Genomic DNA, 25,648 nt, shown 5'->3' on the forward strand with positions numbered 1-25,648 from the left:
TTCGCCGGTGGGCGCTGCAACGCCTCTCGTCCGGCCATGCCCGACCGCAGTATCGCATGGATAGCGGCTCTCTGTGGCCGCCGCCCCGGTCAGATCGTGCCGTACAGGCGGTCGCCCGCATCGCCCAGGCCCGGGACGATGTATTTCTTCTCGTTCAGGTGATCGTCGACCGCGGCCGTGTAGATCTGCACGTCGGGATGGGTCTTCTCGACCGCGGCGATACCCTCCGGGCAGGTGACCATGCAGATCACGATGATCTTCTCAACGCCGCCGGCCTTCAGCAGATCCAGCGTGGCGATGGTGGAGCCGCCGGTAGCCAGCATCGGGTCCACCACGATGTACAGCGCGTCTTTGTGGAAGGTGGGCAGCTTCTGGTAGTACTCCACCGGCGTCGCCGTCTCCTCGTCGCGCTGCATGCCCACAAAGCCGACCTTGGCGATGGGCACGAGATCCAGGATGCCTTCCAGCATGCCGACGCCCGCCCGCAGCACCGGCACCACCACGATCTCGTTGGCGATGCGCTTGCAGGTGGCCGGGGCCACGGGCGTCTCCACTTCGACCTCCTCGACCTGCACCTGCTTCAGCGCCTCGTAACAGAGAAACATCGTGATCTCGTTGGTGAGTTCGCGGAATTTCTTGTGCCCGGTGTCCTTGTTCCGGATCAGGGCGAGCTTGTGCTGGATGCAGGGGTGATCCACTTCGACGTACATGGGCAGGCCTCGTCGTTGGTTGCGCGGATTGGCCGCTCGGAATGGTGCTACGCAGTCGGCGGCGATTATACCGCCTCCGCCGGCCGCCACCCGCGGCGCCGCACACCGGTTACTGACCAGCGATTTCTGACTGATCACGGATACCGGTAAACTAGCCGCCTCTCACCGCAAGCCCCGCAGCCATGGCCAAGCTCTATTTCTATTATTCGTCGATGAACGCCGGCAAATCGACGTCGCTGCTGCAGTCCAGCTACAACTACCGGGAGCGGGGCATGCACACGCTCGTGCTGGCGCCGGAGCTGGACGACCGCTACGGCGTGGGCCGCGTGACATCCCGTATAGGCCTCGAGACCGACGCGCTCACCTTCCGCACGGGCGACGACCTGTTCGCCACCGTCGAGCGCGAACACGGCGAGCGGCCCCTGCACTGCGTGCTGATCGACGAGGCCCAGTTCCTCACCCGGCAGCAGGTCTTCGAGCTGAGCGAGGTCACGGACCGGCTGGGCGTCCCGGTGCTCGCCTACGGTCTCAGGACAGACTTTCAGGGCGAGCCGTTCGAGGGCAGCAAGTACCTGCTCGCCTGGGCCGACAACCTGAAGGAGATCAAGGCGATCTGCCATTGCGGCAGCAAGGCGACGATGGTCATCCGCCTGGACGGCGAGGGTCGCGCAGTCACCGAGGGCTCCCAGGTGGAGATCGGCGGCAACGACCGCTACGTCTCGATGTGCCGCCGGCACTTCAAGGAACGCTTCTACGCCGGCGGCGACTGAGCCGGCGCCGCTCCCGCCATGCAGTTCCTCACCGCCCTCGCCGGCATCGTCACACTGCTCGTGCTGGCCGTCCTGATGTCGGAGGACCGCCGGCGCATCAGGCTGCGCACCGTGGGTATCGCGCTGGGCCTGCAGGTGACCATCGCGGCGCTGGTCATCTACTTCCCGCCCGGGCGCGGCGCCCTGGCCGGCCTGGTCCGGGGCGTGCAGAACGTGATCGACTACGGCAACGAGGGCATCGAATTCGTCTTCGGAACGCGCACCACCGAGAGTCTCGGCTTCACCATCGCCGTGAACGTGCTGCCGGTGATCGTCTTCTTCTCGGCGCTGATGTCGCTGCTCTACTACCTCGGCATCATGCAGCGGGTCGTCTCGGTGCTGGGCGGCTGGCTGCAGCGCCTGCTCGGCACCACCCGCACGGAGTCCATGTCGGCGGTCTCGAACATCTTCGTCGGTCACACCGAGGCGCCGCTGGTGGTGAAACCCTATCTCGCCGGCATGACACGGTCGGAGCTGTTCGCCGTGATGACCGGCGGCTGCGCCACCATCGCCGGCGCCGTCATGGCCGCCTACGCCTCCATGGGGGTGGATCTCAACTACCTGATCACGGCGAGCTTCATGGCCGCGCCCGGCGGCCTCGCCATGGCCAAGATCGTCATGCCCGAAGCCCATGCGCGGGAGGCGGAGATCGCGGTGGGCCCGGTGGAGGAGGACGAGAAGCCGGTCAACGTCTTCGAGGCCATCGGCAACGGCGCGTTGCTCGGCCTGAAGCTGGCGCTGAACGTCGGCGCCATGCTACTCGCCTTCGTGGCGATGATCGCGCTGCTGAACGGGCTGATCGGCGGCGCGGCCGGGCTGGCCGGCTACGAGGGCCTGACACTGCAGCAGATCCTCGGCTGGCTGTTCGCGCCGCTCGCGTTTTTGCTCGGCATCCCGTGGGCGGAGGCGCCGGCGGCGGGCAGCCTGATCGGCCAGAAGCTCGTCATCAACGAGTTCTACGCCTACGCGAACTTCGTGCAGATCAAGGACGATCTCTCCACCCATGCACAGACGGTGGTCACCTTCGCCCTGTGCGGCTTTGCGAATCTGACCTCCATCGCTATTCTGCTCGGAGGGCTCGGCAGTATTGTCCCTGCCCGCCGGCACGACATCGCGCGCTTCGGGCTGAAGGCCGTGCTGACCGCGACGCTGGCCAACATGATGAGTGCGGTGCTCGCCGGGCTGTTCTACTCACTGGCCGCCTGAGCGACCCCACACACGGACGGATCATGAGACGCGCAATTATCCTGGTACTGGACTCCTTTGGCATCGGCGCCACCGACGACGCAGTGCGCTACGGCGACGCGGGCGCGGATACCCTGGGCAGCATCGCCCGGGTCTGCGTGGCGGCGGCCGAGTCCGGCGAGCGCAGCGGGCCGCTGGCGCTGCCGAACCTCGCGCGTCTCGGCCTCATGCATGCGGCCGAGGCGAGCACCGGCGCCGTGCCGGCCGGCTGTCACCTGCCGCCGTCCACGGACGGCGCCTGGGGTTACGCGAAGGAACTCTCCAGCGGCAAGGACACGCCCAGCGGCCACTGGGAGATCGCCGGCGTGCCCGTGCTGTTCGACTGGGGCTATTTCACCGCACGAGAGAACACTTTCCCGCCGGAGCTGCTCGAGGCCCTGATTCAGCGCGGCAACCTGCCCGGCGTGCTGGGCAACTGCCATGCGTCGGGCACCGAGATCATCGCGCGGCTCGGCGAGGAGCACATGGCCACCGGCAAGCCCATCGTCTACACCTCGGCCGACAGCGTGTTCCAGATCGCCGCCCACGAGGAGACCTTCGGCCTGGAACGACTGCTGCAACTCTCGGAAGTCGCCCGGGAACTGGTGGACGAGCAGCGCATCGGCCGGGTCATCGCCCGGCCCTTCGTCGGCGGCAGCGCAGACACCTTCCAGCGCACCGGCAACCGGCGCGACTACACCACGCCGCCTCACGCGCCCACGGTGCTGGACAAGCTCGTGGACGCCGGCGGCGAGGTGGTGAGCGTCGGCAAGATCGCCGACATCTTCGCCCACCGGGGCATCACCCGGAAGGTGAAGGCCAGCGGTAACGACGCGCTGTTCGATGCCACACTGGAGGCGGTGGCGGCGGCGCCGGAGCGAAGCATCGTCTTCACCAATTTCGTGGACTTCGACATGGTCTACGGCCATCGCCGCAACGGACTCGGCTACGCGGCCGCACTGGAGGCCTTCGATGCCCGGCTGCCCGAGCTGATGGAGACCATCGGGGACGACGACCTGGTCGTTTTCTGCGCCGACCATGGCTGCGACCCGACCTGGGAAGGCTCGGACCACACCCGCGAACACATCCCGGTACTGGCCACGGGCGCCGGCCTGCCGGCGGGGTCGATCGGTGAGCGCGCTACGTTCGCGGACATCGGGCAGACACTGGCAGCTTACTTCGAGCTGGCGCCGATGGGCTACGGGAAGAGCTTCCTGCCCTGACTCCTTTTCTTTCCTGGCCGCCCCTGCGGGTGGACCAGGATTGCGGGGCCGTCCGGAACGCGCTGCAAGCCTCGATGGGCATGTAGGAGGGGCTTCAGCCCCGATCAGCGTTCGGCCACCTCAGGCGGAGATCGTGGCTGAAGCCCCTCCCACATGAGCGTCCCCGCGACCCTTACCCACCCGATGATGGGCCAACCTCGATAGAACGCGGGGTCGAGGCCGGGAGGATCGGGCCTGAAGGCCCTCCTACATGGTGGCTACATGTTTTCCTGCATCATGCGTTCGCGCTCCGCCAGGCCGGCGGTGATCTCCGCCGCCAGCGCCTGCGCCTCCCTCGCCACGCGGTCCGTGTCGATGGTCAGGATCTCGCCGTCGCGCATCAGCACCTTGCCCTCGACGATGGTGGTGACCACGTCCTGCTCGTCGGCCACGTAGACCAGGTGGGAGGTGACGTCGTAGGTCGGCACGAAGTGCACGTCGTCGAAGGAGACCTGGATGATGTCGGCACGCTTGCCGGGTGCCAGGCTGCCGATCTCGTCGCCCATGCCGATGGCCTCCGCGCCACCGGACGTGGCCATGCGCAGCACCGCCTCGGCGGGCAGCGCCTGGGGATCCATCTCCTCCACCTTCTGCAGGAAGGCCGCGAGGCGCATCTCCTCCCACATGTCCAGGTCGTTGTTGCTGGCGGCGCCGTCGGTGCCGAGGCCCATCAGCACGCCGGCGGCGAGCATCTCCGTTACCGGCGAGACGCCGGCGGCGGTCTTCATGTTGGAGGTCGGGTTGTGGATGGCGCCGACTCTGCGCTCGACCAGTACCGGGATCTCCTCCGGCTGCGGCCATACGACGTGGGCACCGATGGTCTTCACGGCGAAGAAATCCATCTCCTCCAGCATGGTAATGGTGGTGGTGCCGTAGTTCTCGCGGGTCATCTGCACCTCGAATGGCGACTCGGAGAGATGGATGCTCATCGGCACGCCGAGCTGCTGGGCCGCGTCGCGGACCGCGGCGAGATGCTCCGGCTTCAGGGTGTAGTTCGAGTGGGGACCGAACGCCGGGGTGATGCGCTCGGATCGCCCCTGCCAGCGTTTGACGTATTCGATGCCATTCGCCAGCGCGTCGCCCGCGCCCTCCGCATCCGGCGTCCTCTGATCGAGTACGGCGGTGGTCACCATGGCCCGCAGCCCGCAGGACTCGACCACCTCGGCGATGGTGTCCGGGTAGTAGTACATGTCCACGAACATGGTGGTGCCGCCGCGGATCATCTCCCAGCAGGCGAGCTCGGTGCCGATGCGCACGAACTCGGCATCCACGAAGGCGACCTCGGCGGGGAAGATGTAGTTGTTCAGCCAGTCCATCAGGGCGTAGTCGTCGGCAATGCCCCGCAGCAGGCTCATGGCCGCGTGGGTGTGGCCGTTGATGAGCCCCGGCATCACCACCCGGTTGTCGCCGGCGATGCGCTCGGCGGCCGCGTATGCCGCATCCACCGCCTCCGCTGTATCCACGGCGATGATGCGTCCGTCGTCGACGGCGACGGCACCATCCGCGATGAGGGTCCAGTCGTCGTCCATGGCCACGACGTAGTCGCCGGCCACGATCAGGTCCACCGGCGTCCGATCCTCGTCGGCCGATGTGCTACGCTCTGCCGGCGCTTCCGGGCTGCAACCGGCGGCGGCCAGCGCCGCCAGCAACAACAATGCGAGGGAGCGTCGGATGTCGGGGTGTCGATCGGATTTCGTCATGGTTTCTACCGGGTCGTGCATGGGCTGTGCGTACAGGGGCGCGGCATGGCGTGCGCGGAATGATAACAGGCGGCCGCCGGGATGAGTCCGGAGGAGATCGCGGCTCTGCCGAAGGCGGAACTCCACTGTCATCTCGAGGCCTGCGTGCGCCCCGGCACCCTGCGCGAGGTGGCCACGGCGCTCGGCCGCGACGTGCCCGCCGATGAGGCCGCCTTCCGCCGGGAATGGCTCCTCACCGAACCGCTGCAGAACCTCGAGACCGCACTGCGCGCTTTCGCCAACATCCAGTCGGTGTGGGCGAACGAGGAGATCATCGAGCGGCTCGCCTACGAGGCCGTGGAGTACGCCGCCGACCAGGGCATCCGCATCTTCGAACTCCGCTACTCGCCGGACTTCATCGCCGCCGCCCATCCGCATCTCGACTTCGAGCGCATCCACCGGGCGATTGTCGCCGGCCTCGAGCGCGCCCGCGACCTGCCTGTGGCCACCGGGCTCATCGGCATCATCCAGAAGACCCTGAGCGAGGAGCGGGCGGAGTACACGGCCGACTTCATCGTCGGGTGCAGCGACACCTTCGTGGGGCTGGACATGGCGGACCACGACGACGGCAACCAGGCGCGCTTCCTGCCGCTGGTGGAGAAGGCCCGCAACGCCGGCCTGCACTTCACCACCCATGCCGGCGAGGAGCCCACGCCGGACGCCGCACAGCAGGTCCGCGACGCCATCGAGGTGCTCGGCGCCGAGCGCATCGGCCACGGCATCCACATCATCCGCGATCCGGCGGTGATGGAGTTCGTCATCGAGCGCGACGTGCTGCTGGAGATCTGCCCTACCAGCAACTGGCTGACCAGCGCCGTGCCCTCCACCGCCGAACACCCGATCCGCCGGCTGATGGAGGCCGGCGTGCCGGTGTCCATCAACTCCGACGACCCGGGACTGTTCGGCATCGACCTCTGCCACGAATACCGCATCCTGGCCGAGGAGCAGGGCTACATCCGCGCCGAGTTCGAGCGCCTGAACGATCTGGCCGCAGCGAAGAGCTTCATCCCGGCCGACGAAAAGGCCCGCGTCTGGCCCCGTCCGTTGGAGGCCATGTAGGAGGGCCTTCAGGCCCGATCCCGATTAATCATGTTAATGACCAACGTCATCCGCAGGAAACGCGACGGCGGCAGCCTCTCCGCCGAGGAGATCGCGTTCTTCGTCGCCGGTCTCGCCAACGGCAGCATCCCCGCCGAGCAGGTCTCGGCGCTGGCCATGGCCGTCTTCCTGCGTGGCATGGAGTTCGACGAGGCGGCGGAGCTCACCAGCCGCATGGCAGCCTCCGGCACCATGCTGGAGTGGGACGCGGATGCCCTCGGCGGCCCGGTGGCGGACAAGCACTCCACCGGCGGCGTCGGCGACAAGGTGAGCTTCCTGCTGGCCCCCATCGTCGCCGCCTGCGGCGGCTTCGTCCCGATGATCTCCGGCCGCGGCCTCGGCCACAGCGGCGGCACGCTGGACAAGATCGACAGCATCCCGGGCTACGAGTCGACGCCGGATCTCGACCGCTTCCGCAACGTCGTGGCAGAGGTCGGCTGCGCCATCATCGGCCAGACGGCGGACCTGGCGCCTGCGGACCGGCGCTTCTACGCCATCCGCGACGTCACCGCGACGGTCGAGTCCATACCGCTGATCACCGCCTCCATCCTGTCGAAGAAGATCGCCGCCGGGAACCAGGGGCTGGTGATGGACGTGAAATGGGGCACCGGCGCCTTCATGGCCAACCTGGACGATGCGCATACGCTCGCCGAGAGCATCATCGCGACGGCGGAGCGCGCAGGGCTGCCCACCCGGGCGCTGATCACGGACATGAACGAGACGCTGGGCCTCACGGCCGGCAACGCCCTGGAGATGGCCGAGTCGGTGGCCTATCTCACGGGCGGCGAGCGTGAGGCACGCCTGGACCAGGTCGTGCTCGGGCTGTCCGCCGAGATGCTGCACCTGACCGGCCTGGCGGAGGACCGCGAAACCGCGCTCGCCATGGCCGACGAAGCGGTCACCTCGGGCCGCGCCGCCGAGAAGTTCGCCGGCATGGTGTCCGCCCTCGGCGGTCCGTCCGACTTCCTCGAACGCAGCGACCACTACCTGCCGGCCGCACCGGCCGTGCGTGAGGTCCGCGCGGAACAGGACGGGTATCTGGCCGCGGTCGACGCGCGAGCCGTGGGCAACGCCATCATCGAACTGGGCGGCGGACGCCGGCGGGTGGAAGACGCGCTCGATCTGTCCGTGGGCTTCTCGGCAGTGGCACCGACGGGCACACGGGTGGGACCGCACGAGACGCCGCTGGCGCGCGTCCACGCCGCGAGCGAGGAAGACGCCGCACAGGCGGCCGCGAACCTGCGCGCCGCGTGCACCGTACAGGACACAGCGCCGGCGCTGCAGCCGGTGATCCGCGGCCGGCTGCCCGCCGGCTGAATCCCCGGACGACATACAGGAGAACCGGATGGGCATCTGGATCAGCTTCATCGGCATGGCCGTTATCCTCGGCATCGCCGTGCTGCTATCGACCAACCGGCGCGCAATCAACCTTCGCGTGGTAGGCGCCGCCTTCGCGCTGCAGGCGGCCGTCGCCGCCTTCGTGCTCTACCTGCCCTTCGGCAAACAGTTGATCCAGTCACTCTCCAACGGCGTGTGGACGGTCATCGGCTATTCCGGCGCCGGTATCGACATGGTCTTCGGCAAGCTCGCCACCGATTACGAGAACCTCTCGTTCGCCATCAACGTGCTGCCCATCATTATCTTCTTCGCCTCGCTGATGACCGTGCTCTATCACGTCGGCGTCATGCAGTGGGTCGTGCGGCTGGTGGGCGGCGCGCTCCGGCGCATCATCGGCACCCAGTCGGTGGAGTCGCTGAATGCCGCGGCCAACATCTTCGTCGGCCAGACCGAGGCGCCGCTGGTGGTGCGGCCGTATCTGCGCGGCCTGACCGAGCCCCAGTTCTTCGCCATCATGGTCTCGGGTCTCGCCTCGGTGGCCGGCACGGTGCTGTTCGCCTACGCCTCCATGGGAGCGAAGCTCGAATATCTGCTCGCGGCCAGCTTCATGGCAGCCCCCGGCGGCCTGCTGATGGCGAAGCTCATCATCCCGGACGAGCCCGGCGAGCGGGAGGAGCCCGGCGAGACGCCGACGGTGGAAGCCGGCACCAGTCATTACGAGAACGTGATCATGGCCGCCGCCGTCGGCGCCCAGGACGGCCTGAAGCTGGCGGTCAATATCGCCGCCATGCTGCTCGCCTTCGTCGCGTTGATCGCCATGTTCAACGGCTTCGTCGGCTGGCTCGGCGGTCTTGCCGGCGTCGAGGCGCTGACGCTGCAGGACATGCTCGGCTGGATATTCGGGCCGCTGATGTTCCTGCTGAGCGTGCCCTGGGAGGAGGCGCAGGTGGCCGGCGCGCTGTTCGGCGAGAAACTGATCCTGAACGAGTTCGTCGCCTTCCTGCACTACCGGGAGCTGGTGGAGGGCCTCAGCCCGCGCGCCCAGGCCGTGATCACCTTCTCGCTGTGCGGCTTCGCCAACCTCTCGTCCATCGCCATACTGCTGGGCGGGCTCGGCAGCCTGGTGCCGGAAAAGCGGGACCTGATCGCCCGCTTCGGCCTCAGGGCCGTGGCAGCGGGCTCGCTGTCGAACCTGATGAGCGCGGCGCTCGCGAGCGTGCTAATCGGCCTGTAGCAGAAAGGAATACGGCAGCAGGTCGTCGATGCCGTAGCTCACCGTGGCACCGGCACCGTCCAGCAGGACGATGCGCGTGTCGGCATCCGCAAACTCCCGAATCTTCTGCCGGCAGCCGCCGCAGGGCGTGCAGGGGCCGGCGGTGTCGTGGCCGCCGGCCACCGCAATGGCCCGGATGCAGCGTCCGCCCGCGGCGACCATGGCGGCGATGGCGCCGGCCTCCGCGCACAGGCCCTCCGGATACGCCGCGTTCTCCACGTTGCAGCCCGCGTGTATCCGGCCCGCCTCGTCCATCACGGCCGCACCCACCCGATAGCCGGAATACGGCGCGTGGGCGTGCTCGCACACGGCCAGCGCGCTCTCCATCAGCTCCGACCATTCCGTCATTGGCGGACCTCGGCTCTCCGCGCGCCCGACTATCGCGCCGAGACCCACGAGCCGTACATGGGGTTCGGCAGGACGAACCAGCCCCGGCCCCAGTATTCGTCGTGTGCACGCACCATGCGCAGTCGCTCGGCGGCCGTGGCCGGGCGTTCGCAGGGCGCGATCACCCGGGAGCGGACGCAGTCGAGGAAGTCACCGAGATCGTCGCCGAACAGCATGATGACCCGGTGATCCCGGGCCACGTAGTCCCGGCGCACTTTCTTCTCGTCGGTCCATTCCGGACGCTCGTTGCTCAGCATGAGGTGCTCGGCGTCGAACGGCAGGCCGACCCGCCGCAGGTTGTCGAGGGTATCGTCCTCCTGCGGACAACGGTCGTCGGAGCCCGGCCGCCGCATGCAGTCCCGGTTGGTGACGAGGAACACCGCCACACCCATCTGCCGGGCCTGCTCGAGGAACGTCACCACGCCCGGTACGGCGTCCGCCTGCGCCCGCGCCACCCACTGGTCCCAGTCCGTCCGGTTGAACGGCTTGTCGCCCAGCAGGATCTGGAACGGGGAGTTGTCCAGCACGGTCTCGTCCACGTCCAGGATGATGGCGGGCGGCAGGGACGCATCCGCCGGGTGCGACGGCAGCGCCGACCAGCCCTCGTCGGCGATCAGTGCGTCGAGCGTGGCGCCCGCCGTCCGGTACACCTGGCGGCTCAGCGCATGGTACTCAGCGCTCTCGGTCACCCAGCGCACCGCGAGTTCGGGCCGCTCGATCTCGGCGGCCGGCTCGCTCTTCTCCTCCACTTCCACCGAGACGCAGCCGGCGAGTACGGCGAACAGGGCAGGCACGGCGACCAGCGCCTTTGCGCGCGGTCGGACGATGGCTGACAGGGTCCGGCGAACAGATCTCATGCGGGCATCTCCTCGGGCTATTCGGTAAGCGGCGGCGTCGTACGCCGGCATGCGCGGCACATGATTATGCCCGTGCCGCCCACGCGGCGCTAACGGGCCCGGTGTTCCTGGCCGGGGCGACGCCGGTGCCGAAGTCGGCCATAATCGGCTCATGAATATCGACAACATCCCCATCGGCGTCGATCCGCCGCACGAGATCAACGTCATCATCGAGGTCCCGCGGGGCAGCGACCCGATCAAGTACGAGATGGAGAAGGCGAGCTCCGCCCTGTTCGTCGACCGTTTCCTCTACACGGCCATGCACTACCCGTGCAACTACGGGTTCATCCCGCACACGCTGTCCGACGACGGCGACCCGATGGACGTCATGTGCGTCGGCAACCGGCCGCTGATCCCCGGCTGCGTCCTCGGCGCGCGTCCGGTGGGCGTGCTGATGATGGAAGACGAATCCGGCATGGACGAGAAGATCCTCGCCGTGCCCTCCCGGCGGCTGACCCGCTTCTACGACGAGGTGGACGAGTACACGGACCTGCCGAGCATCCTGGTCGAGCGCATCAGCCACTTTTTCGAGGAGTACAAGGCGCTGGAGAAGGACAAGTGGGTGAAGGTCGTCGGCTGGGAGAACGCGGAGTCCGCGCGCCGCACGGTCATGGAAGCCATCGAGGCCGCCAAGAAGAACCCGTAGGAGGGGCTTCAGCCCCGATCAGCGCTCGGCCAGCTCAGACGAAGATCGGGCCTGAAGGCCCTCCTACACAGCATCAGGGCTTCGTAATCTCGACCACCAGCGGCAGGTGGTCGCTCACGCCCTCCGCCTCCGGCATGCGGAATCGGCGCGGATGGCCCTCCCGCGTCATCTGCGCCGGGGTGCGGTTCGCCAGACGCGCGGAATCGGGCACCAGCTCCCAGCCGGCGTCGCCGTCGGACCACAGGATCATGTCCAGGAAAGACCAGCTCTCGCCGCGCGAGTAGTAATGGGTGCCCGGGCAGAAGCCGGGGCACCCGGCCTCGTGGGCTACCTCCCAGGTGGGTCTCACGAAACGCTCCAGCATCCCCTGCTCACGGTCCTCATCGCCGGGAGTGTTGAAGTCCCCCGCGGCGAACGCGGGGCGGCCGGGCGGCAGGGACTCGCGCAGTTCCGTCAGGAAGCGGTAGGCCTGGATACGCATCTCGTGGGGATGGTAGGGCGCCGGGAAATGAGCCGAGTAACCGGTCAGCAGCGTGCCGTCCGGCAGGCGGAACGTCGCCTCCAGGATGCCTCGCGTATCGGCGATGCGCTCCTCCGGGAAACCGCGGAACGGGATGGCATGCAGTTCGGGTTCGCCGACTGACTCCAGCCGACTCAGGAAGGCCACGTCGATGCCGCGATTATCCGCGCCCTCTATCAGGATGGCCGGCCGATAACCGACCTCCTGCAGGTAGTCGGTTCGCAGCCGCTCGAGGATGCGGATGTTCTCCACCTCCTGCAGCGCCACGATATCCGGACCCCTGCCGTCTTCCACCTGCAGGATGGCCGCGGCTACCGCGGCGAGCTTGCGCTCCACCACGGTCTCGTCCCAGTCCCAGTTCAGGCACTGGTCGCGCCAGTAGGGATTGTCGATCTTCGCGCAGGCCGAGCGATGCCCCTGATTGCGCTTCGCCTCGATGGGCAGGTAGGTGCGGTCGTCCTTGCCCGGATCGTCCTCGGCATCGAACAGGTTCTCGACGTTGAAGGTCATCAGCGTTACGGTCTCCGCCGACGGCGGGGAATCAGGCGCGGGGGTCGGTGCGTCCGTCTCGCCGGCGGGCCGCGCGCAGGCCTGCAACAGCAGCAGCGCGAGCGTCGCGAGGACCAGAATGCCGGATTCAGTCGGCCTGCGGTTCGGGGTCGAATCTGAGCAGCGGTGCATGTCTTCCTTCCGCGGTGATGAACAGGGAGCGGCCGCTTCCGTCGAAGGCGACAGCCTCGGCGATCGGGACCAGCGGCATGCCCAGCGGGAGCGGCTCCCGCGCCAGCGCGTCGGCCCAGTCCTCGGCCGGCCGCCGCGGATAATAATAGAGGTCTGCGTACGTGAGTATGACCACGGCGCCGCCGTCGGCGGCGATGTCCATGCCGGTGGGCTGCCAGTGATAGGGCACCGCCGCGGCCAGCAGGCCCACCGCCTCCTCCCGGCCCGGCAGGCTGTCGACGCCGGTCACCAGAGTGGAGGTGAGCACTCCGGCCGATGCCGGCGGGCGCAACGGCAGCGCGTGCAGTTCCGCCGGCTCGGTGCGCTTTGTCAGCACGTAGATGCGTCCGGCCTCGCCGTCCACGGCCACGGCCTCGGCGTCGTGGGGTCCGTCCGGATAGGTGTAGCGCACGGCCCAGGCAGGCACGACCTCGCCGTCTTCCGGATCGGGCTCCGGCACGACGTACAGTGTCAGGTGATCCCGGATGCCGCCGTTGTCGCCGATGTCGGCGACGAGCAGCCAGGACGAGCCCTCGTAGCTGAAGGCGGCCAGGTCTTCCCAGTCCCGATTGTCGGCACCGCTGATGCGCACCGCTCCCAGAGCCTCTCCGTCAGGCGTGACCGCATGCAGCAGCGGCTCTTCGCCGCCGTCGTTGATGACCCACAGCAGATCCTGCCGGCGGCGGGAATGCGCGAGACCGCTGGCCTCCACGATGGCCGGCGAGTGCAGGGTGCCGGCCACGGCCGCGCGCACGTAGCCCGCGCCGGATGGCGTCGGCGGCGGCGTCTCGCGCGAACAGGCCGCGACGATGACGGCGAGCACGAGGACGGAGGTGACGAGGCGGGCGGCGGGCGGCATGCGCGGCATAGTCGCAGGAATCCGGCCGCCGGAAAAGAAGAAGCCCGGCGCTGAGGCCGGGCTTCGCAGTTCGGGACGGCCGCCGCCGGAGCGGCGGCACGGTGTCGGCGCTAGAAGTTGGCGCTGAACGACACGCCCCAGATTCTCGGCTCGTTGACGAAGCCGGTGAGGTTGTTGAAGTCGATGCCGCCCTTCACGTTCTCCTCGTCCGTGATATTGCGGCCGAAGATCGCCACCTCCCAGGAGCCGTCGATCTTGCCGTAGCCGAACTTCACGCCGCCCTCGAAGGTGTCCTCGGAGGAGAACTCGGCAGACTCGTACAGGAAGAAGTTCGTCTCACCCTGGTAGGCCCAGTCGGTGTAGGCGAAGAACTCGGCGTCGTCGCCGACCGGCATCGTGTAGCGGGCCGTGAAGTTCAGCATGGTCTCCGGCGCCTGCGGGAACGGGTTGCCGTCGACGATCGCGTTGCCGTTACCGTCCAGCGGGTCGAGCACGGTGCACAGGCCGGTGCCGCAGGGCGCGACCCGCAGGTTCGGGTCGTCGATCTCGGTGTCGTTCCAGCTGAAGCCGGCAGTGAAGCTCAGGTTGTCCGTCGCCAGCCACTCGGCATCCAAGTCGATGCCGGTGCCGGTGCCGGTGTCGGCGTTGACCAGCTGGATCAGGTTGCCGGCGCCGCCGATGGCCGAGAACTGCTGGTCCTCGATCTCGTAATAGTAGATCGCAGCATTCAGACGCAGCCGGTCGCCCAGCAGGGTCGACTTGAAACCGCCCTCGATGGAGGTAATGGTCTCCGAATCGGCCGTTGACGGCTGTCCGAAGAAGGCGATGTCGCGGCCCTGGATGGTGGGAGCGCGGAAGCCGCTGGCCAGACGGCCGTACAGGTTCACGTCGTCGCTCAGCGCGTAGCTCAGACTCAGGTCCCAGCTCACCTGCTCGTCGGAGACGTTCACCGGCGTCACCGGCAGCGGGGAGTTGAAGGCGGAAAGATCCTTCTCGTCATCCGTATAGCGCACGCCGCCGGTGATGTTCCAGACGTCGCTGATGTCGTAGCTGACGTGCCCGAACACGGCCCAGGAGGTGTTCTCGTGGGCGACCGTGGTCGGCGGCACGAAGAACGGCACGGTCGTGACGGCGAACTCGGAATCGAAGTAGAAGAAGCCGGCCTGCCAGAACAGCCGGTCGCTCGCATCCGCCGCAATGCGGACTTCCTGGGTGAACTGATCCAGGTTGTCGATGCCGTCCTGGGTCTGGGAATTGAACGGGATACAGAGATCCGTGGCTGGGTCGCTGCCCGGAGGACACGGACCCTGTAACGGACGGTCGTCGAAGGTACCGAAACCGCCGTCGATGTCACCCAGGCTGCGGTTCTCCACCGTCTCGTGGGCGGTGATGGAGGTGACCGTCATGGTGTCGCTCACATCCCACTCGAGCTTTAGCGAGCCGCCCAGCGCGTCGGCTTCCTGCGGGTTGTTGTTGCCCTCGTCGAAAAACACGGTGTTGCGGTCGAAATTGACGTTCAGGTCGTTGCTGCCCGGGCCCAGGATATTGGCGCGGAACACCGAGGCGGTGCCATCCATCGTGCGGCCGTGCACGTTGGCGAGCGCACTCAGGTTGTCCGTGATCTGCCACAGGGCCTGCAGCCGGTAGGCGAGATCCTCGAAGCCGCCCATCACGTCGTCTTCCTCGGTGAAGGCGTTCGAGATCCAGTCGTCCCGGTTCATGTACAGCATGGACGCGCGGACCGAGAGGTTATCGGCCAGCGGACCGCCGACGGCGGCATCGACCACGGTGGAGCCGTAGCGGCCGTAGGACAGGTCGACGCGACCCTCGGTCTCGTCGGTGGGCTTGCGGGTGTCGAACTTGATGATGCCGGCCGGCGTGTTGCGGCCGAACAGCGTGCCCTGCGGCCCGCGCAGGACTTCCACGCGCTCGACGTCGAACAGCGGGAAGCTTTTCAGGATCACGTTCTCCTGCACCACCTCGTCCATGATGATGGACACGGACTGGGAGGCGGCCAGGTCGAAGTCGGTGTTGCCGAGCCCGCGGAGATAGAAACGCGGTGCCAGCCGGCCGTTCGAGGACTCGGCGTACAGGCTGGGCACCCGCGTGGCCAGGGCGCGGATGTCCTCGCCGGCGTCGAACAGGTTCTGGAACCGCGCGCCGGACAGGGTGGACACCGAGATCGGCACCTCCTGCAGATTCTCTTCACGGCGCTGCGCCGTGACCACGATCTCCTCGAGGACGCTGTCTTCCTGGGCCAGCGCCGTAGCCGGCAGCGCGGGCAGCGCGATCAGGCTCGCGAGCGCCAGCGCGCAGAGCCGGCGGGTCGGCCGTGCGCCATCGAGGATTGTCGGTTTTCTGCCACGCATCTTGTTCTCCTTGGAGGGGCGGGGATAGGTAGGGCGAATCTTACGTATTTGTGACGCAGAACGGTAGGCTTACGATGCCTTCGTTTCGGATTTGTTGCGAAAAACCTACAAACTCCCTGCAGCGCCGGCCGTCACTCCAGCGATTCGTAGCAGCCGGGTGTGAACCGTGGCAGGCAGACGCACTGGAAGACGAGGTCTCCGGCGCCCGTATTGGTCACGCGCTGGGCGGTGCCGACCGGGATCTCCACGATGTCGCCGGGCCCGACCGAAAGGGGCTCCCGACCGCCCACCTCCATCAGGCCACGGCCCTGCTCCACCACGTACCATTCCCGCACCGAGAGACGATGCCGCTGGGTGGTGACGCCCGGCTCGACGCGGCATCGCGCCAGCGATACGTCCGGCGCGCTCGCGTCGTTCAGGAGTTCGGTGATGAAACAGCGTTCTTCGGTCCAGACTTCTTCGGGCATGGCGGTACTCTCCTGAAACGGCAGGCGCGCCATCAACAAGGGTCGACGGCCTGCGCTAGAATACCGACTCGTCCCGCAATCGATCACCAGTCATCAACGAGCACAGGCCCCACTCCGCTCAGGAACCCATGGCAGCCAAGCACATCAACGCCCGGCCGGGCGATTTCGCCGAGACCATCCTCATGCCCGGCGATCCGCTACGGGCGCAGTACATCGCCGAGACCTACCTGGACGGCGCCAACCGGGTCACCGACGTGCGCAATATGTGGGGCTACACGGGCAGCTACGAGGGACGGCCGGTGTCCGTCATGGCGCACGGCATGGGCATCCCGTCCGCGTCCATCTACACGAGCGAGCTCATTACCGAGTACGGCGCGAAGCGGCTGATCCGGGTGGGCAGCTGCGGCTCGGTGCATCCCGACGTCCGGCTGCGGGACGTGGTAATCGGCATGGGCGCCTGCACGGACTCCGGCGTGAACCGGATGCGATTCGGCGGTTACGACTATGCGCCCATCGCGAGCTATGCGCTGCTGGAACCCGCGGTGGCGACCGCCCGCGAGCACGGTGTCCGCCACCACGTGGGCAATCTGTTCTCCGCCGATCTGTTCTATACCCCCGAGCCGGAGATGTTCGACGTGATGGAGCGCTACAACGTCTACGGCGTGGAGATGGAGGCCGCCGGCATGTATGCCCTGGCCGCCGAGCACGACGTGGAGGCGCTGGCCATCTGTACCGTCAGCGACGACATCCGTTCGGGCGACGCCCTCAGCGCCGACGAGCGCCAGACCACCTTCGACGAGATGATCCGTATCGCGCTGGATACCGCAGTCTCGGTCCAGGCCCAGTGAGCCGGCGCGCGGCCAAAGCGACCGGACCGGCACTGCCAGACCTCTCGCGGGTACCCCGTGTGGACGAAGTCGGCGTGGCCGAGCGGGCGGCACGCTTCCGCACCCGCAGCATCAAGACGGCTTCCAAGCTCGAGGCCCTGAAACTCGTGCTCTCGATGATCGACCTGACCACGCTCGAGGGCCAGGACACGCCGGGCAAGGTGCGCCAGCTGTGCCAGAAGGCGATCCACCTGCACGACACCCTGCCCGACCTGCCCCGCGTCGCCGCCGTCTGCGTCTACCCGACGATGATCGGTGTGGCAAAACGGGCGCTCGCGGGCACCGACATCGCCGTCGCCGCCGTGGCCACGGCATTCCCCAGCGGCATGTCGTTCACGGACATCCGCCTGGCCGAGACCCGCATGGCCGTGGAAGAGGGCGCCGACGAGATCGACATGGTGATCTCCCGCGGCGCCTTCCTGGCCGGCGATTACCGGCGGGTGTTCGACGAGGTCGCCGCGGTGAAAGAGGCCTGCGGCCCGGCTCACCTGAAAGTGATCCTCGAGACCGGCGAGCTGGGCACCCTCGACCGGGTGCGCCAGGCGAGCGTGCTGGCCATGCACGCGGGCGCGGACTTCATCAAGACCTCCACCGGCAAGATCCAGCCGGCCGCCACCATGGAGGTCACCCTCACCATGCTGCAGGCGATCCGTGACTACCACCGGGAGACCGGCCGCATGGTCGGCATGAAGCCCGCCGGCGGCATCTCGAAGGCCAAGCTCGCGGTGCACTATCTGGTGATGCTGCGCGAGACTCTCGGCGAGGCGTGGCTGACCAAGGAGTGGTTCCGCTTCGGCGCGAGCAGCCTCGCGAACGACGTGCTGATGCAGCTCGTCAAGCAACGGACCGGCGTCTATCAATCCGCCGACTACTTCTCGAAGGACTGACCGTGAACAGAGAAACGAGCCCTCTCGCTTTCGATACCGGCTGGCAATACGACCCGGCCCCGGAGAGCACGGACCACGTCACCGTCGACGAGCGCTACGGCCTGTTCATCGACGGCGAATTCGTCTCGCCGGCGAAGCGGCGTTACTTCGACTCGATAAACCCGGCCAGCGAACAGGTGCTGTCCCGCGTGGCGGACGCCGGCGAGGCCGACGTGGGCCGGGCGGTGGCCGCCGCCCGCACCGCCTACGAGGGTCCCTGGTCGAAGCTCGCCCCCGCCGAGCGAGGCAAGTACATCTACCGCATCGCCCGCATCCTGCAGGAGCGTGCGCGGGAGTTCGCGGTGATCGAGTCGCTGGACGGCGGCAAGCCCATCCGCGAGTCCCGGGACATCGATATCCCGCTGGCCGCCGCGCATTTCTTCTACTACGCCGGCTGGGCCGATAAGCTCGACTACGCCTTTCCGGGCCGCAAGGCGCGGCCGCTGGGCGTCGCCGGCCAGATCATCCCCTGGAACTTCCCGCTGCTGATGCTGGCCTGGAAGATCGCCCCGGCGCTCGCCTGCGGCAACACGGTGGTGTTGAAGCCGGCGGAGACCACGCCGCTCACCGCCCTGAAATTCGCCGAAGTGGTGCGCGACGCGGGATTGCCGCCGGGCGTGGTGAACATCGTCACCGGCGCGGGCAAGACCGGCGCCGCCATCGTCGAACACCCGGACGTCGACAAGATCGCCTTCACCGGCTCCACCGAAGTGGGCCGGATCATCATGCGCTCGCTGGCGGGCACGAATAAGAAATACACGCTGGAACTCGGGGGCAAGGCGGCCAACGTGATCTTCGAGGACGCGGCCATCGACCAGGCGGTGGAAGGCATCGTCAACGGCATCTTCTTCAACCAGGGCCACGTCTGCTGCGCCGGCTCCCGGCTGCTGGTGCAGGAGTCCGTCGCCGACGAGGTGATCGAGAAACTGAAGGAGCGCATGGAGACGCTGATCGTCGGCGATCCGCTGGACAAGAATACCGACGTGGGCGCCATCAACTCTGCAGCGCAGCTCGAGACCATCCGGGACTACCTGAAGGTGGGCAAGGCGGAGGGCGCCGAGATCTACCAGTCGTCCTGCCGCCTGCCCCGCAAGGGCTACTGGTGCCGGCCGACGTTGCTCACGGGCGTCGCCCAGTCGAACCGGGTGGTGCAGGAGGAGATATTCGGCCCGGTGCTCGCCGTGCAGACCTTCCGGCGCATGCAGGAAGGTCTGGAGAAGGCCAACAACACGCCCTACGGGCTGTCCGGCGGCATCTGGACGGACAAGGGCGCCAAGATCTTCCGCATGACCGGCGGCGTGCGCGCCGGCGTGATCTGGGCCAACACCTTCAACAAGTTCGATCCCACCTCGCCCTTCGGCGGCTACAAGGAGAGCGGCGTCGGCCGCGAGGGCGGACTGCACGGGCTGGACGCCTACCTGGCACTGGACTGAACCATGAACGACACCACGAAGCGCCAGCGTAAAGGCAAGGGGAAGAACAGGGGCAGGCAGGTCGGCGGCCGGCTCCCGGTCGCCAAGACCTACAAGATCTACGTCGGCGGCAAATTCCCGCGCACCGAATCCGGGCGCTACTACCCGCTCAAGCCCGACGGCGAGACGGTGATCGCCAACGTCTGCCGCTCCAGCCGCAAGGACTTCCGCGAGGCCGTGGTGGCCGCTCGCGGCGCCGTCGCCGCCTGGTCCGGCGCAAGCGCCTACAACCGCGGGCAGGTGCTGTACCGCATCGCCGAGATGCTGGAGGGCCGTCGGGAACAGTTCGCCGCCGAGCTGGCGCTACAGGGCGTGAACCGCCGCCGGGCGGAGAGCGAGGTGGACGCCGCGGTCGACCGGCTGATCCATTACGCCGGCTGGTCCGACAAGTATCAGCAGATATTCAGCGCCGTGAACCCGGTGGCCTCGTCCCACTTCAACTTCTCGGCGCTGGAGCCCACCGGCGTGGTGGCGATCATCGCGCCGGAAGAGAGCGGGCTGCTCGGACTGATCTCGAACGTGGCACCGGCCATCGTGGGCGGCAACACCTGCGTGGTGCTGGCCTCGGCCAGCCGTCCGCTGACCGCCATCAGCTTCGCCGAGGTGCTGCATTCCTCCGATGTGCCCGGCGGGGTGGTAAACCTGCTGACCGGCTTCCGCGACGAACTCACCGGCCAGTTCGCCTCCCACATGGACGTGAACGCCGTGGTCTTCTGCGAGGCCGAAGCCGAGGCGGCGAAGGACATCCAGATTGCTGCGGCGGAGAATCTCAAGCGGGTGGTGGACCGCAGGGACACCGACTGGCGGCGCCCGGCGGCGCAGAGCCCCTACCACATCCGCGACACCCAGGAAGTGAAGACCACCTGGCACCCGATCGGCGGCTGAGACGGTCCCGATGTTGCGCGAACTGGACGAAGCGGCCCGCGCCCTGCCCGCCCCCCGCGTAGTGCTGTTCGACTGGCACGCCACGCTGGTTGATACGCTGGACGCGATGTATCACGCGGTGGACGACGTGCTGCCCCGGCTGCCCGAGCTGGGGCTCATGGAGAAACTGATCCCGCGCGATCTCTGCAAGACGCCGGAAGACGCGCGCCTGGTGGACTACGTGCGCGACCACCGCCGGTTGCATCCGAAGATCAAGGCGGAGCGGCGAATCTCGCGCACCGACATCTTCGAGGTGCTGTTCGGCGCCGACGAGGACGCGAAGCACACCGCCCACGAGGCCTTCAACGACGCCTACCGCCACCACTACGGCGAGGTGCATCCTTTCGAGGGCGGCGAACTCGAGTTACTCACCGAGATGGTCGAACTGGACGTGCACCTGGGCATCCTCACCAACCGTGACCGGGAGTTCTTCGAGCACGAGTTCGCGCTGGTGGACGACGGCGCGTGGCTGGAGCTGTTCGACGTCACCATCTGCGGCGGCGACACCTACCGCCGCAAGCCGAATCCGGAGCCGGTGCTGAAGGCGCTGGACGAACTCGACGCGGAGCCCGGTCCACACTGCTGGTACCTGGGCGACAGCACCACCGACGTCGTCGCTGCGAAACGCGCGGGCATCACGTCGGTGTTCTTCAACGGGACGGGCTGGGAGCACGAGTGGATCGCGAAGATCTTCCCCGGTACCGAAGCCCACCCCCATCAGCCCGACGCGATCGTGGACAGCTTCCGGGAATTCCGCTGGCTGGTGGAGGAATGCCTCCACGTCGGTCATCCCTGGGACGCCGAGCCCCCCTATCCGGCAACTCCCGACGCCTCGTCGTAGCCGCCCTGACCGGTGAGCGACGCCCAGGCCCGAAACGCCGCCGACGCCTCCACCTCGCCGTCCGCGATCAGGCGGCGCCACACCTCGGTGGCACGGGCGAAATAGGGCACGCTGCCCGGGAACATCGCCAGCGACAGCGCCTCCGCCAGGCCCTGCTCCGGCGCGGCCGCGGCATAGGCGGCGCGGATCTGCCAGGCCAGCGCCTCGAAATTTCCCTGGCACATGTGCACGGCGGCGCCGGCCATGTGCGCCAGCGGCAGCGGAGCGCCCTCCGCCGCCCGCTCGAACGCGGCGCGGTAGGCGGCCTCCGGCTCCATGTCCGGCAGATGCGGCAGCCAGTGGCCCTCCACGAGTTGATAGCAGGACACCCCTTTCGCGAGGGCGGTGAAGGCGAGGATGGCGGTGAATTCGTCCCGACTGCCACCCGCCTCCAGGTAGCGGGGGATGTGGTGGGTGCCGAGCGGCTCGTCGATGGAGCTGAGCACGGCCATCCAGACAAACTCGTGCTCGCGGCGGCTCAGGTACGCCGGCGTCAACGTCAGGCGGGTGTAGAGCGCATCGTAGGCCTCCAGGAGGCCGTTGCCCGCGAGCGCCATGAGGCCGTGATGGGCTAACAGGTAACCGCGCTTGTCGCGGAACTTCTCCAGCGCTGTGGTGAGGTCATTTTCCGACATATCGCACGATCGTCATTGCACCGCACGCTGCTGGCGACTCCCCTTTGCCCCCAGCAGAAACGGCGCACGAGGATTTGCCTTGCCGGCCGCCAGCGCCGCCACATGCGCGCCCACTGCCGGTCCGTGCTTGAAGCCGTGACCCGAGCCGCCGCCAACGACCCAGACATTGTCGAGACCCGGATGCCGGTCGATCACCAGGTGGCCGTCCGAGCTGTTCTCGTACTGACACACGCGCGCCTCGCTGAGCGGGGCCTCCGCGAGAGCCGGGAAGCGCCGGACCAGAAACGCCCGCGCCCTCAGTTCGCCCTCCTCGCTGGCACGCCGGTCGCCGCTGTCGGGGTCCATGGGCGCGCCATGGGTGTCATCGGCCACCTTGAAGCCGCGGCCCTCGAGTTCGGGAAAGCCGTAGAACGGCAGGTCTGCCCAAACCGGCAGTGCACCGGTAGCGCCGGCCGGGACGGCGAAATAGAACACCTCCTGCCGGGTGACGAACAGCCGCCCGGTCATCGCCTGCGGACAGACCTGGTCGAGCCAGGGTCCGCACGCGAAGACGAACTGCTCTGCGGCAATGGTCTCGCCGGCGCGGGTCGTGACGGCAGGCAGTGATCCGCCGTTCGCCTGATCGGTATGTATCGCGTTCACCCGGGCGCCGAAGAACGGCACGCCATCGGCGGCCAGCTCCGCCGCCATGAACTGCACGGCCCGCCGGGCCATCAGCGCTCCGGCCCGGGGTTCGAGGAAACCAGCCTCGCCGTCGTCCGCCCTGAGCACCGGATAGCGGCTGCGAAGATCGGCGGCCGGGAGGAATTCGTGGGGGATGCCGAGACGCGCCAGGACGTCGGCGCTGGCGCGCACCAGCGCGTCGCGCTCCTCGTGCAGCCACAGCACGCCCATGGGATGGAAGACGGGCAGCCCGCTGCGCGCCGAGAGCGCCTGCCAGTCGGCCAGCGAGCGCCAGGCCCATTCCGAATAAATTTCCTTGTCGCCATAGCCGGCCCGAATAACCCGGCTCTCGCCGCCCGAGGACGCCCGGCTGTGAGCCGGTGCGACGGCATCGATGACGGCGACGCGCCGGCCGGCCCGGTGCAGCTGCCAGGCGCTCCAGATGCCGAACACGCCGGCGCCGACCACCACGACGTCGAACTTCGCCCGCTCGCGTGCGGCCACGGGTGACCTCCCGGCCGTCATCGTCGTGGAGACGCCGAGCGCGGCGAGGAGTTTCAGCAGCTGACGGCGTCCAATATCTATGATCTTCGCTCCGAGGAGGTCAATTGCGGCGCGGCGAGGGCCATTGCCAGCAACGCCGGCAACGCGAACAGGCCGAAAGTGCCGGAGCCTCCCTTGCCCTCCTCCCAGTTCACTTCGGCGAGCGTCGGTTCGCTCTTCAGGCGATCCTCGAACCGCTCGAGCTCGGTCTCCAGATTGACCGTCATCTCGTCCATGGCGGCAGCGAAACTCCCGGTCCGTTCCCGACGCAGCGCCTCATTCGACTGCAGGCCGGTACTGACCGCGTTCTTCGTACCCTTGACGAGATAGGCACCGACGATCGTCCAGTACAGCACCGTGGCTTCGGGGATACCGATGCCGCTACCGAACCCGCTAATGTAGCGCGATGGCACGAACGCGATCCCCGCGCGCAGCGGAAGGTCCAGCCTCGGGATTCCCTCGGGTTGCTCCGGCGGCACCTCTCCCTTCGGATACAGATAGTCGACCAGGCTGCTGGAGACGCCGTCGCGGCTGCCGGACGATGACCCGGCCTGCCAGAACGACGTACAGCCCGCAGCAAGGCAACAGAAAATGATTATCGGAACCAGGCGGACATCCCTACGCATTGCATTCCCTCCGACTGCCGGCGGGGCCGGCGAAGATCCGGCAGCAGTCTGACACAACAGATCGGCCACCGGGGCCGCGACACGCTCACGCCGTCAGATACGAACCGCCGAATGCCAGCCACATGACGAGCAGCAGCAGGTAGCCGGCCACGAAGACGGCGAACCGGTGCATAACCCGGTTGTAGGTGCACTGGATCAGGCTGTGCGCCACCCGCAGCGCCACGAACAGCCACGCGCCGTAGGCCAGCCAGCCGGGGACGTGTGCGGTGGCGACGGCGAGGCCGGCCAGTGCGTAGAACAACACCGGCAGTTCGAACAGGTGATTGTAGTTGTCGGAGGCGCGCGTATCCTCGAGTCTCTGGGCACGCTGGCCCGACAACGCGACGTCCTGCGGCTCGATGCCGCGCCTGCGCATCTCCCCGATACGCACGTGCAGCATCCGGAAGCCCACGACGAAAGTCAGCAGCGCGAGCACGCAACACGCGGCGACGAGCGAGGTGGCTGGTTCCATCTGATTGCTCCCATCCGGGCCTGTGACGAAGCAGTGCCGGCCGGCTCAGAAATCGTAATCCCGGTTACTGGCCTTGTAGTCCTCGATGGCCTCTTCCATGTCCGCCATCAGCGCCCTGATGATGGCGCCGCGCCCGCCGATGCCGAGCCCGACATAGGACTTGCCGCCGATCCAGTCGCTGAGTTGCCGATCCGGCGAATCGAACTCGACCGCCGCCCGGAATACCCACACCCCGTCGCCATGCTTCTCGCATTCCACGGTGCCCGCCAGGAACAGTGCCGACGGCTTGCCGCTGAATGGCACCGCTTCGATGCCCGCCTGCTCCAGCACGCTCTCCATGTGGATCTTCACGTCTTCCGGGGTCACCGGGCAGTCGGACTCCGCGCCCGCCGCGATGGACAGCTCGCCGGGCGTCTCGCTGCGCATCCAGGGTTCCGGCTGCGCCGCCACGGCCACGGGCAGCAGCATGGCCAGCAACAGGGTCGGTATCCTCATCGATCTCTCCTTGATTGACTCCGGCCCAACCCTACCACGGCCGGTGTGGTTTTCCGGGGCTTTGCGTGCCGCCGCCGTCCGGATATCCTCGCCGCTGGCTCGATCGACGGGAATGCATATGGAAACGAATGGGAAATTCTGGGCGGGCATGGCGGTCTTCCAGATCGCTTTCGGCCTGGCGGTCTTCGGCGCGACACGCGCCTATTATGCGGACGATGCGACGGCGACCCCCGCCGCCGGTGCCGCGACGAACCCGGCCACCGTCCGTCAGCGCCCGGCGCCGCAGCCGGGCGGCATCTCCGCGAACGACATCGCGCTGAGTTCGGCGATGACGATGCCCACGGACAACCCCGCAGAGATGGGACGACAGGCCGACATGCTTTTCCGGGAGCAACAATACGGCCGCGCGGCGGAACTGTACGCACGCCTGATGGAACTGGAGCCGGACAACGCGGAGGCCCGCAACAACCTCGGGCTCACCCTGCATTACCTCGGCCGCCACGAGGAAGCCCTCCGACACCTGCGCGAGGGCGCCGAGGCGAATCCGGATCATCAGCGCACCTGGCTCACGCTGGGGTTCGTCTCGAGCCAGCTCGGTAACGTGGAAGAGGCGCGCGCCGCGTTGACGAAGGCGACCGAGACGGGCGGCAATATGAGCATCAGCGAGTCGGCGCAGCAGATGCTGGACGCACTGCCCCAATAGAATGGTAGGAGGGCCTTCAGGCCCGATATCTTTCCGCAAATCGGGCCTGAAGGCCCTCCTACATGC

26 protein-coding genes are annotated in these 25,648 nt (G+C 67.7%); 13 read left to right on the forward strand and 13 right to left on the reverse strand.

Translation table 11 applies throughout. From position 1 onward, the window contains the following. Positions 1–89: 89 nt before the first annotated feature. Positions 90–710 carry a uracil phosphoribosyltransferase gene (gene upp / locus ACJMKX_RS04220; RefSeq protein ID WP_405221489.1) on the reverse strand — a complete coding sequence of 207 codons (621 nt, stop codon included), beginning with the start codon at positions 708–710 and terminating at the stop codon, positions 90–92. A 182-nt stretch (positions 711–892) separates the two neighbouring features. Between upp and ACJMKX_RS04225 the strand changes: the two genes are divergently transcribed. From ACJMKX_RS04225 to ACJMKX_RS04235, 3 genes are read left to right on the forward strand one after another with little or no spacing between them, the layout of a single operon-like run. Next, entirely contained in the window at positions 893–1,480 is a 588-nt protein-coding gene (locus ACJMKX_RS04225; RefSeq protein WP_405221492.1) for a thymidine kinase, read from the forward strand. 18 nt (positions 1,481–1,498) lie between these two features. Continuing rightward, a complete protein-coding gene (locus tag ACJMKX_RS04230; protein WP_405221495.1) occupies positions 1,499–2,725 on the forward strand; it encodes a NupC/NupG family nucleoside CNT transporter in 1,227 nt (408 codons plus the stop codon). 23 nt (positions 2,726–2,748) lie between these two features. Continuing rightward, positions 2,749–3,966, forward strand: coding sequence for a phosphopentomutase (locus ACJMKX_RS04235; protein WP_405221498.1), 1,218 nt, complete (start codon positions 2,749–2,751; stop codon positions 3,964–3,966). Positions 3,967–4,223: 257 nt separating this feature from the next. Here ACJMKX_RS04235 and ACJMKX_RS04240 read toward each other — a convergent pair whose 3' ends face one another. Then, positions 4,224–5,705 (reverse strand): amidohydrolase family protein, encoded by a 1,482-nt coding sequence (locus tag ACJMKX_RS04240; RefSeq protein WP_405221501.1) that lies wholly within the window; start codon positions 5,703–5,705, stop codon positions 4,224–4,226. Positions 5,706–5,786: 81 nt separating this feature from the next. On the opposite strand from ACJMKX_RS04240, the gene add reads away from it, so the two are divergent. Genes add through ACJMKX_RS04255 form a run of 3 tightly spaced genes read left to right on the forward strand, consistent with a single transcriptional unit; the run spans position 5,787 to position 9,414 of the window. Further along, entirely contained in the window at positions 5,787–6,803 is a 1,017-nt protein-coding gene (add, locus tag ACJMKX_RS04245; RefSeq protein ID WP_405221503.1) for an adenosine deaminase, read from the forward strand. A gap of 36 nt (positions 6,804–6,839) precedes the next feature. Continuing rightward, positions 6,840–8,159: a thymidine phosphorylase gene (deoA, locus tag ACJMKX_RS04250; RefSeq protein WP_405221505.1), complete on the forward strand. Its 1,320-nt coding sequence runs from the start codon at positions 6,840–6,842 to the stop codon at positions 8,157–8,159. Between the two features lie 28 nt (positions 8,160–8,187). Further along, positions 8,188–9,414: a NupC/NupG family nucleoside CNT transporter gene (locus ACJMKX_RS04255; protein ID WP_405221508.1), complete on the forward strand. Its 1,227-nt coding sequence runs from the start codon at positions 8,188–8,190 to the stop codon at positions 9,412–9,414. Here the strand turns inward: ACJMKX_RS04255 and ACJMKX_RS04260 are convergent. Both ACJMKX_RS04260 and ACJMKX_RS04265 read right to left on the reverse strand, forming a co-directional pair. Then, on the reverse strand, positions 9,400–9,801 hold the full coding sequence (locus ACJMKX_RS04260; RefSeq protein WP_405221511.1) for a cytidine deaminase: 402 nt from the start codon (positions 9,799–9,801) through the stop codon (positions 9,400–9,402). The genes ACJMKX_RS04255 and ACJMKX_RS04260 overlap by 15 nt on opposite strands. Before the next feature lie 29 nt (positions 9,802–9,830). Then, positions 9,831–10,697: a 5'-nucleotidase, lipoprotein e(P4) family gene (locus ACJMKX_RS04265; protein ID WP_405221513.1), complete on the reverse strand. Its 867-nt coding sequence runs from the start codon at positions 10,695–10,697 to the stop codon at positions 9,831–9,833. Between the two features lie 151 nt (positions 10,698–10,848). On the opposite strand from ACJMKX_RS04265, the gene ppa reads away from it, so the two are divergent. Continuing rightward, on the forward strand, positions 10,849–11,382 hold the full coding sequence (ppa, locus tag ACJMKX_RS04270) for an inorganic diphosphatase (protein ID WP_405221516.1): 534 nt from the start codon (positions 10,849–10,851) through the stop codon (positions 11,380–11,382). Positions 11,383–11,455: 73 nt separating this feature from the next. Here ppa and ACJMKX_RS04275 read toward each other — a convergent pair whose 3' ends face one another. The 4 genes from ACJMKX_RS04275 to ACJMKX_RS04290 all read right to left on the reverse strand — a co-directional run bounded on the left by ACJMKX_RS04275 (position 11,456) and on the right by ACJMKX_RS04290 (position 16,317). Continuing rightward, positions 11,456–12,583, reverse strand: coding sequence for an endonuclease/exonuclease/phosphatase family protein (locus tag ACJMKX_RS04275; protein ID WP_405221519.1), 1,128 nt, complete (start codon positions 12,581–12,583; stop codon positions 11,456–11,458). After that, positions 12,540–13,490 carry a hypothetical protein gene (locus tag ACJMKX_RS04280; RefSeq protein ID WP_405221521.1) on the reverse strand — a complete coding sequence of 317 codons (951 nt, stop codon included), beginning with the start codon at positions 13,488–13,490 and terminating at the stop codon, positions 12,540–12,542. Before ACJMKX_RS04280 ends, ACJMKX_RS04275 begins: the two co-directional genes overlap by 44 nt. Before the next feature lie 101 nt (positions 13,491–13,591). Beyond that, a complete protein-coding gene (locus ACJMKX_RS04285; protein WP_405221524.1) occupies positions 13,592–15,850 on the reverse strand; it encodes a TonB-dependent receptor in 2,259 nt (752 codons plus the stop codon). Positions 15,851–15,981: 131 nt separating this feature from the next. Continuing rightward, a complete protein-coding gene (locus ACJMKX_RS04290; RefSeq protein WP_405221526.1) occupies positions 15,982–16,317 on the reverse strand; it encodes a cupin domain-containing protein in 336 nt (111 codons plus the stop codon). Positions 16,318–16,445: 128 nt separating this feature from the next. Here ACJMKX_RS04290 and deoD point away from each other — a divergent pair, with 128 nt between their 5' ends. Genes deoD through ACJMKX_RS04315 form a run of 5 tightly spaced genes read left to right on the forward strand, consistent with a single transcriptional unit; the run spans position 16,446 to position 21,367 of the window. Continuing rightward, positions 16,446–17,165 carry a purine-nucleoside phosphorylase gene (deoD, locus tag ACJMKX_RS04295; protein WP_405221529.1) on the forward strand — a complete coding sequence of 240 codons (720 nt, stop codon included), beginning with the start codon at positions 16,446–16,448 and terminating at the stop codon, positions 17,163–17,165. A gap of 59 nt (positions 17,166–17,224) precedes the next feature. Then, positions 17,225–18,091: a deoxyribose-phosphate aldolase gene (gene deoC, locus ACJMKX_RS04300; protein WP_405221530.1), complete on the forward strand. Its 867-nt coding sequence runs from the start codon at positions 17,225–17,227 to the stop codon at positions 18,089–18,091. Positions 18,092–18,093: 2 nt separating this feature from the next. Next, positions 18,094–19,563: an aldehyde dehydrogenase family protein gene (locus tag ACJMKX_RS04305; RefSeq protein WP_405221533.1), complete on the forward strand. Its 1,470-nt coding sequence runs from the start codon at positions 18,094–18,096 to the stop codon at positions 19,561–19,563. A 3-nt stretch (positions 19,564–19,566) separates the two neighbouring features. Beyond that, positions 19,567–20,487 carry an aldehyde dehydrogenase family protein gene (locus tag ACJMKX_RS04310; RefSeq protein WP_405221536.1) on the forward strand — a complete coding sequence of 307 codons (921 nt, stop codon included), beginning with the start codon at positions 19,567–19,569 and terminating at the stop codon, positions 20,485–20,487. A 10-nt stretch (positions 20,488–20,497) separates the two neighbouring features. Further along, positions 20,498–21,367, forward strand: a complete 870-nt coding sequence (locus tag ACJMKX_RS04315) for an HAD family hydrolase (protein ID WP_405221538.1) — start codon at positions 20,498–20,500, stop codon at positions 21,365–21,367. Here the strand turns inward: ACJMKX_RS04315 and ACJMKX_RS04320 are convergent. From ACJMKX_RS04320 to ACJMKX_RS04340, 5 genes are all read right to left on the reverse strand, one after another. Beyond that, positions 21,337–22,041, reverse strand: a complete 705-nt coding sequence (locus ACJMKX_RS04320) for a hypothetical protein (RefSeq protein WP_405221540.1) — start codon at positions 22,039–22,041, stop codon at positions 21,337–21,339. The genes ACJMKX_RS04315 and ACJMKX_RS04320 overlap by 31 nt on opposite strands. Before the next feature lie 12 nt (positions 22,042–22,053). Next, the gene (locus tag ACJMKX_RS04325; protein WP_405221541.1) at positions 22,054–23,208 is read right to left on the reverse strand and encodes an FAD-dependent oxidoreductase; all 1,155 of its coding nucleotides are present in this window, start codon (positions 23,206–23,208) and stop codon (positions 22,054–22,056) included. Positions 23,209–23,285: 77 nt separating this feature from the next. Beyond that, positions 23,286–23,873 carry a hypothetical protein gene (locus ACJMKX_RS04330; protein WP_405221544.1) on the reverse strand — a complete coding sequence of 196 codons (588 nt, stop codon included), beginning with the start codon at positions 23,871–23,873 and terminating at the stop codon, positions 23,286–23,288. 85 nt (positions 23,874–23,958) lie between these two features. Continuing rightward, positions 23,959–24,384: an MAPEG family protein gene (locus ACJMKX_RS04335; RefSeq protein WP_405221547.1), complete on the reverse strand. Its 426-nt coding sequence runs from the start codon at positions 24,382–24,384 to the stop codon at positions 23,959–23,961. 45 nt (positions 24,385–24,429) lie between these two features. Beyond that, positions 24,430–24,879: a hypothetical protein gene (locus ACJMKX_RS04340; RefSeq protein ID WP_405221549.1), complete on the reverse strand. Its 450-nt coding sequence runs from the start codon at positions 24,877–24,879 to the stop codon at positions 24,430–24,432. Positions 24,880–24,997: 118 nt separating this feature from the next. Here ACJMKX_RS04340 and ACJMKX_RS04345 point away from each other — a divergent pair, with 118 nt between their 5' ends. Continuing rightward, positions 24,998–25,582 carry a tetratricopeptide repeat protein gene (locus ACJMKX_RS04345; protein ID WP_405221552.1) on the forward strand — a complete coding sequence of 195 codons (585 nt, stop codon included), beginning with the start codon at positions 24,998–25,000 and terminating at the stop codon, positions 25,580–25,582. The last annotated feature ends 66 nt before the right edge of the window (positions 25,583–25,648 follow it).

Origin of the sequence: Lentisalinibacter sediminis, from assembly GCF_040706615.1 — a bacterium.
Classification (GTDB): Bacteria; Pseudomonadota; Gammaproteobacteria; order Steroidobacterales; family Woeseiaceae; genus Lentisalinibacter; species Lentisalinibacter sediminis.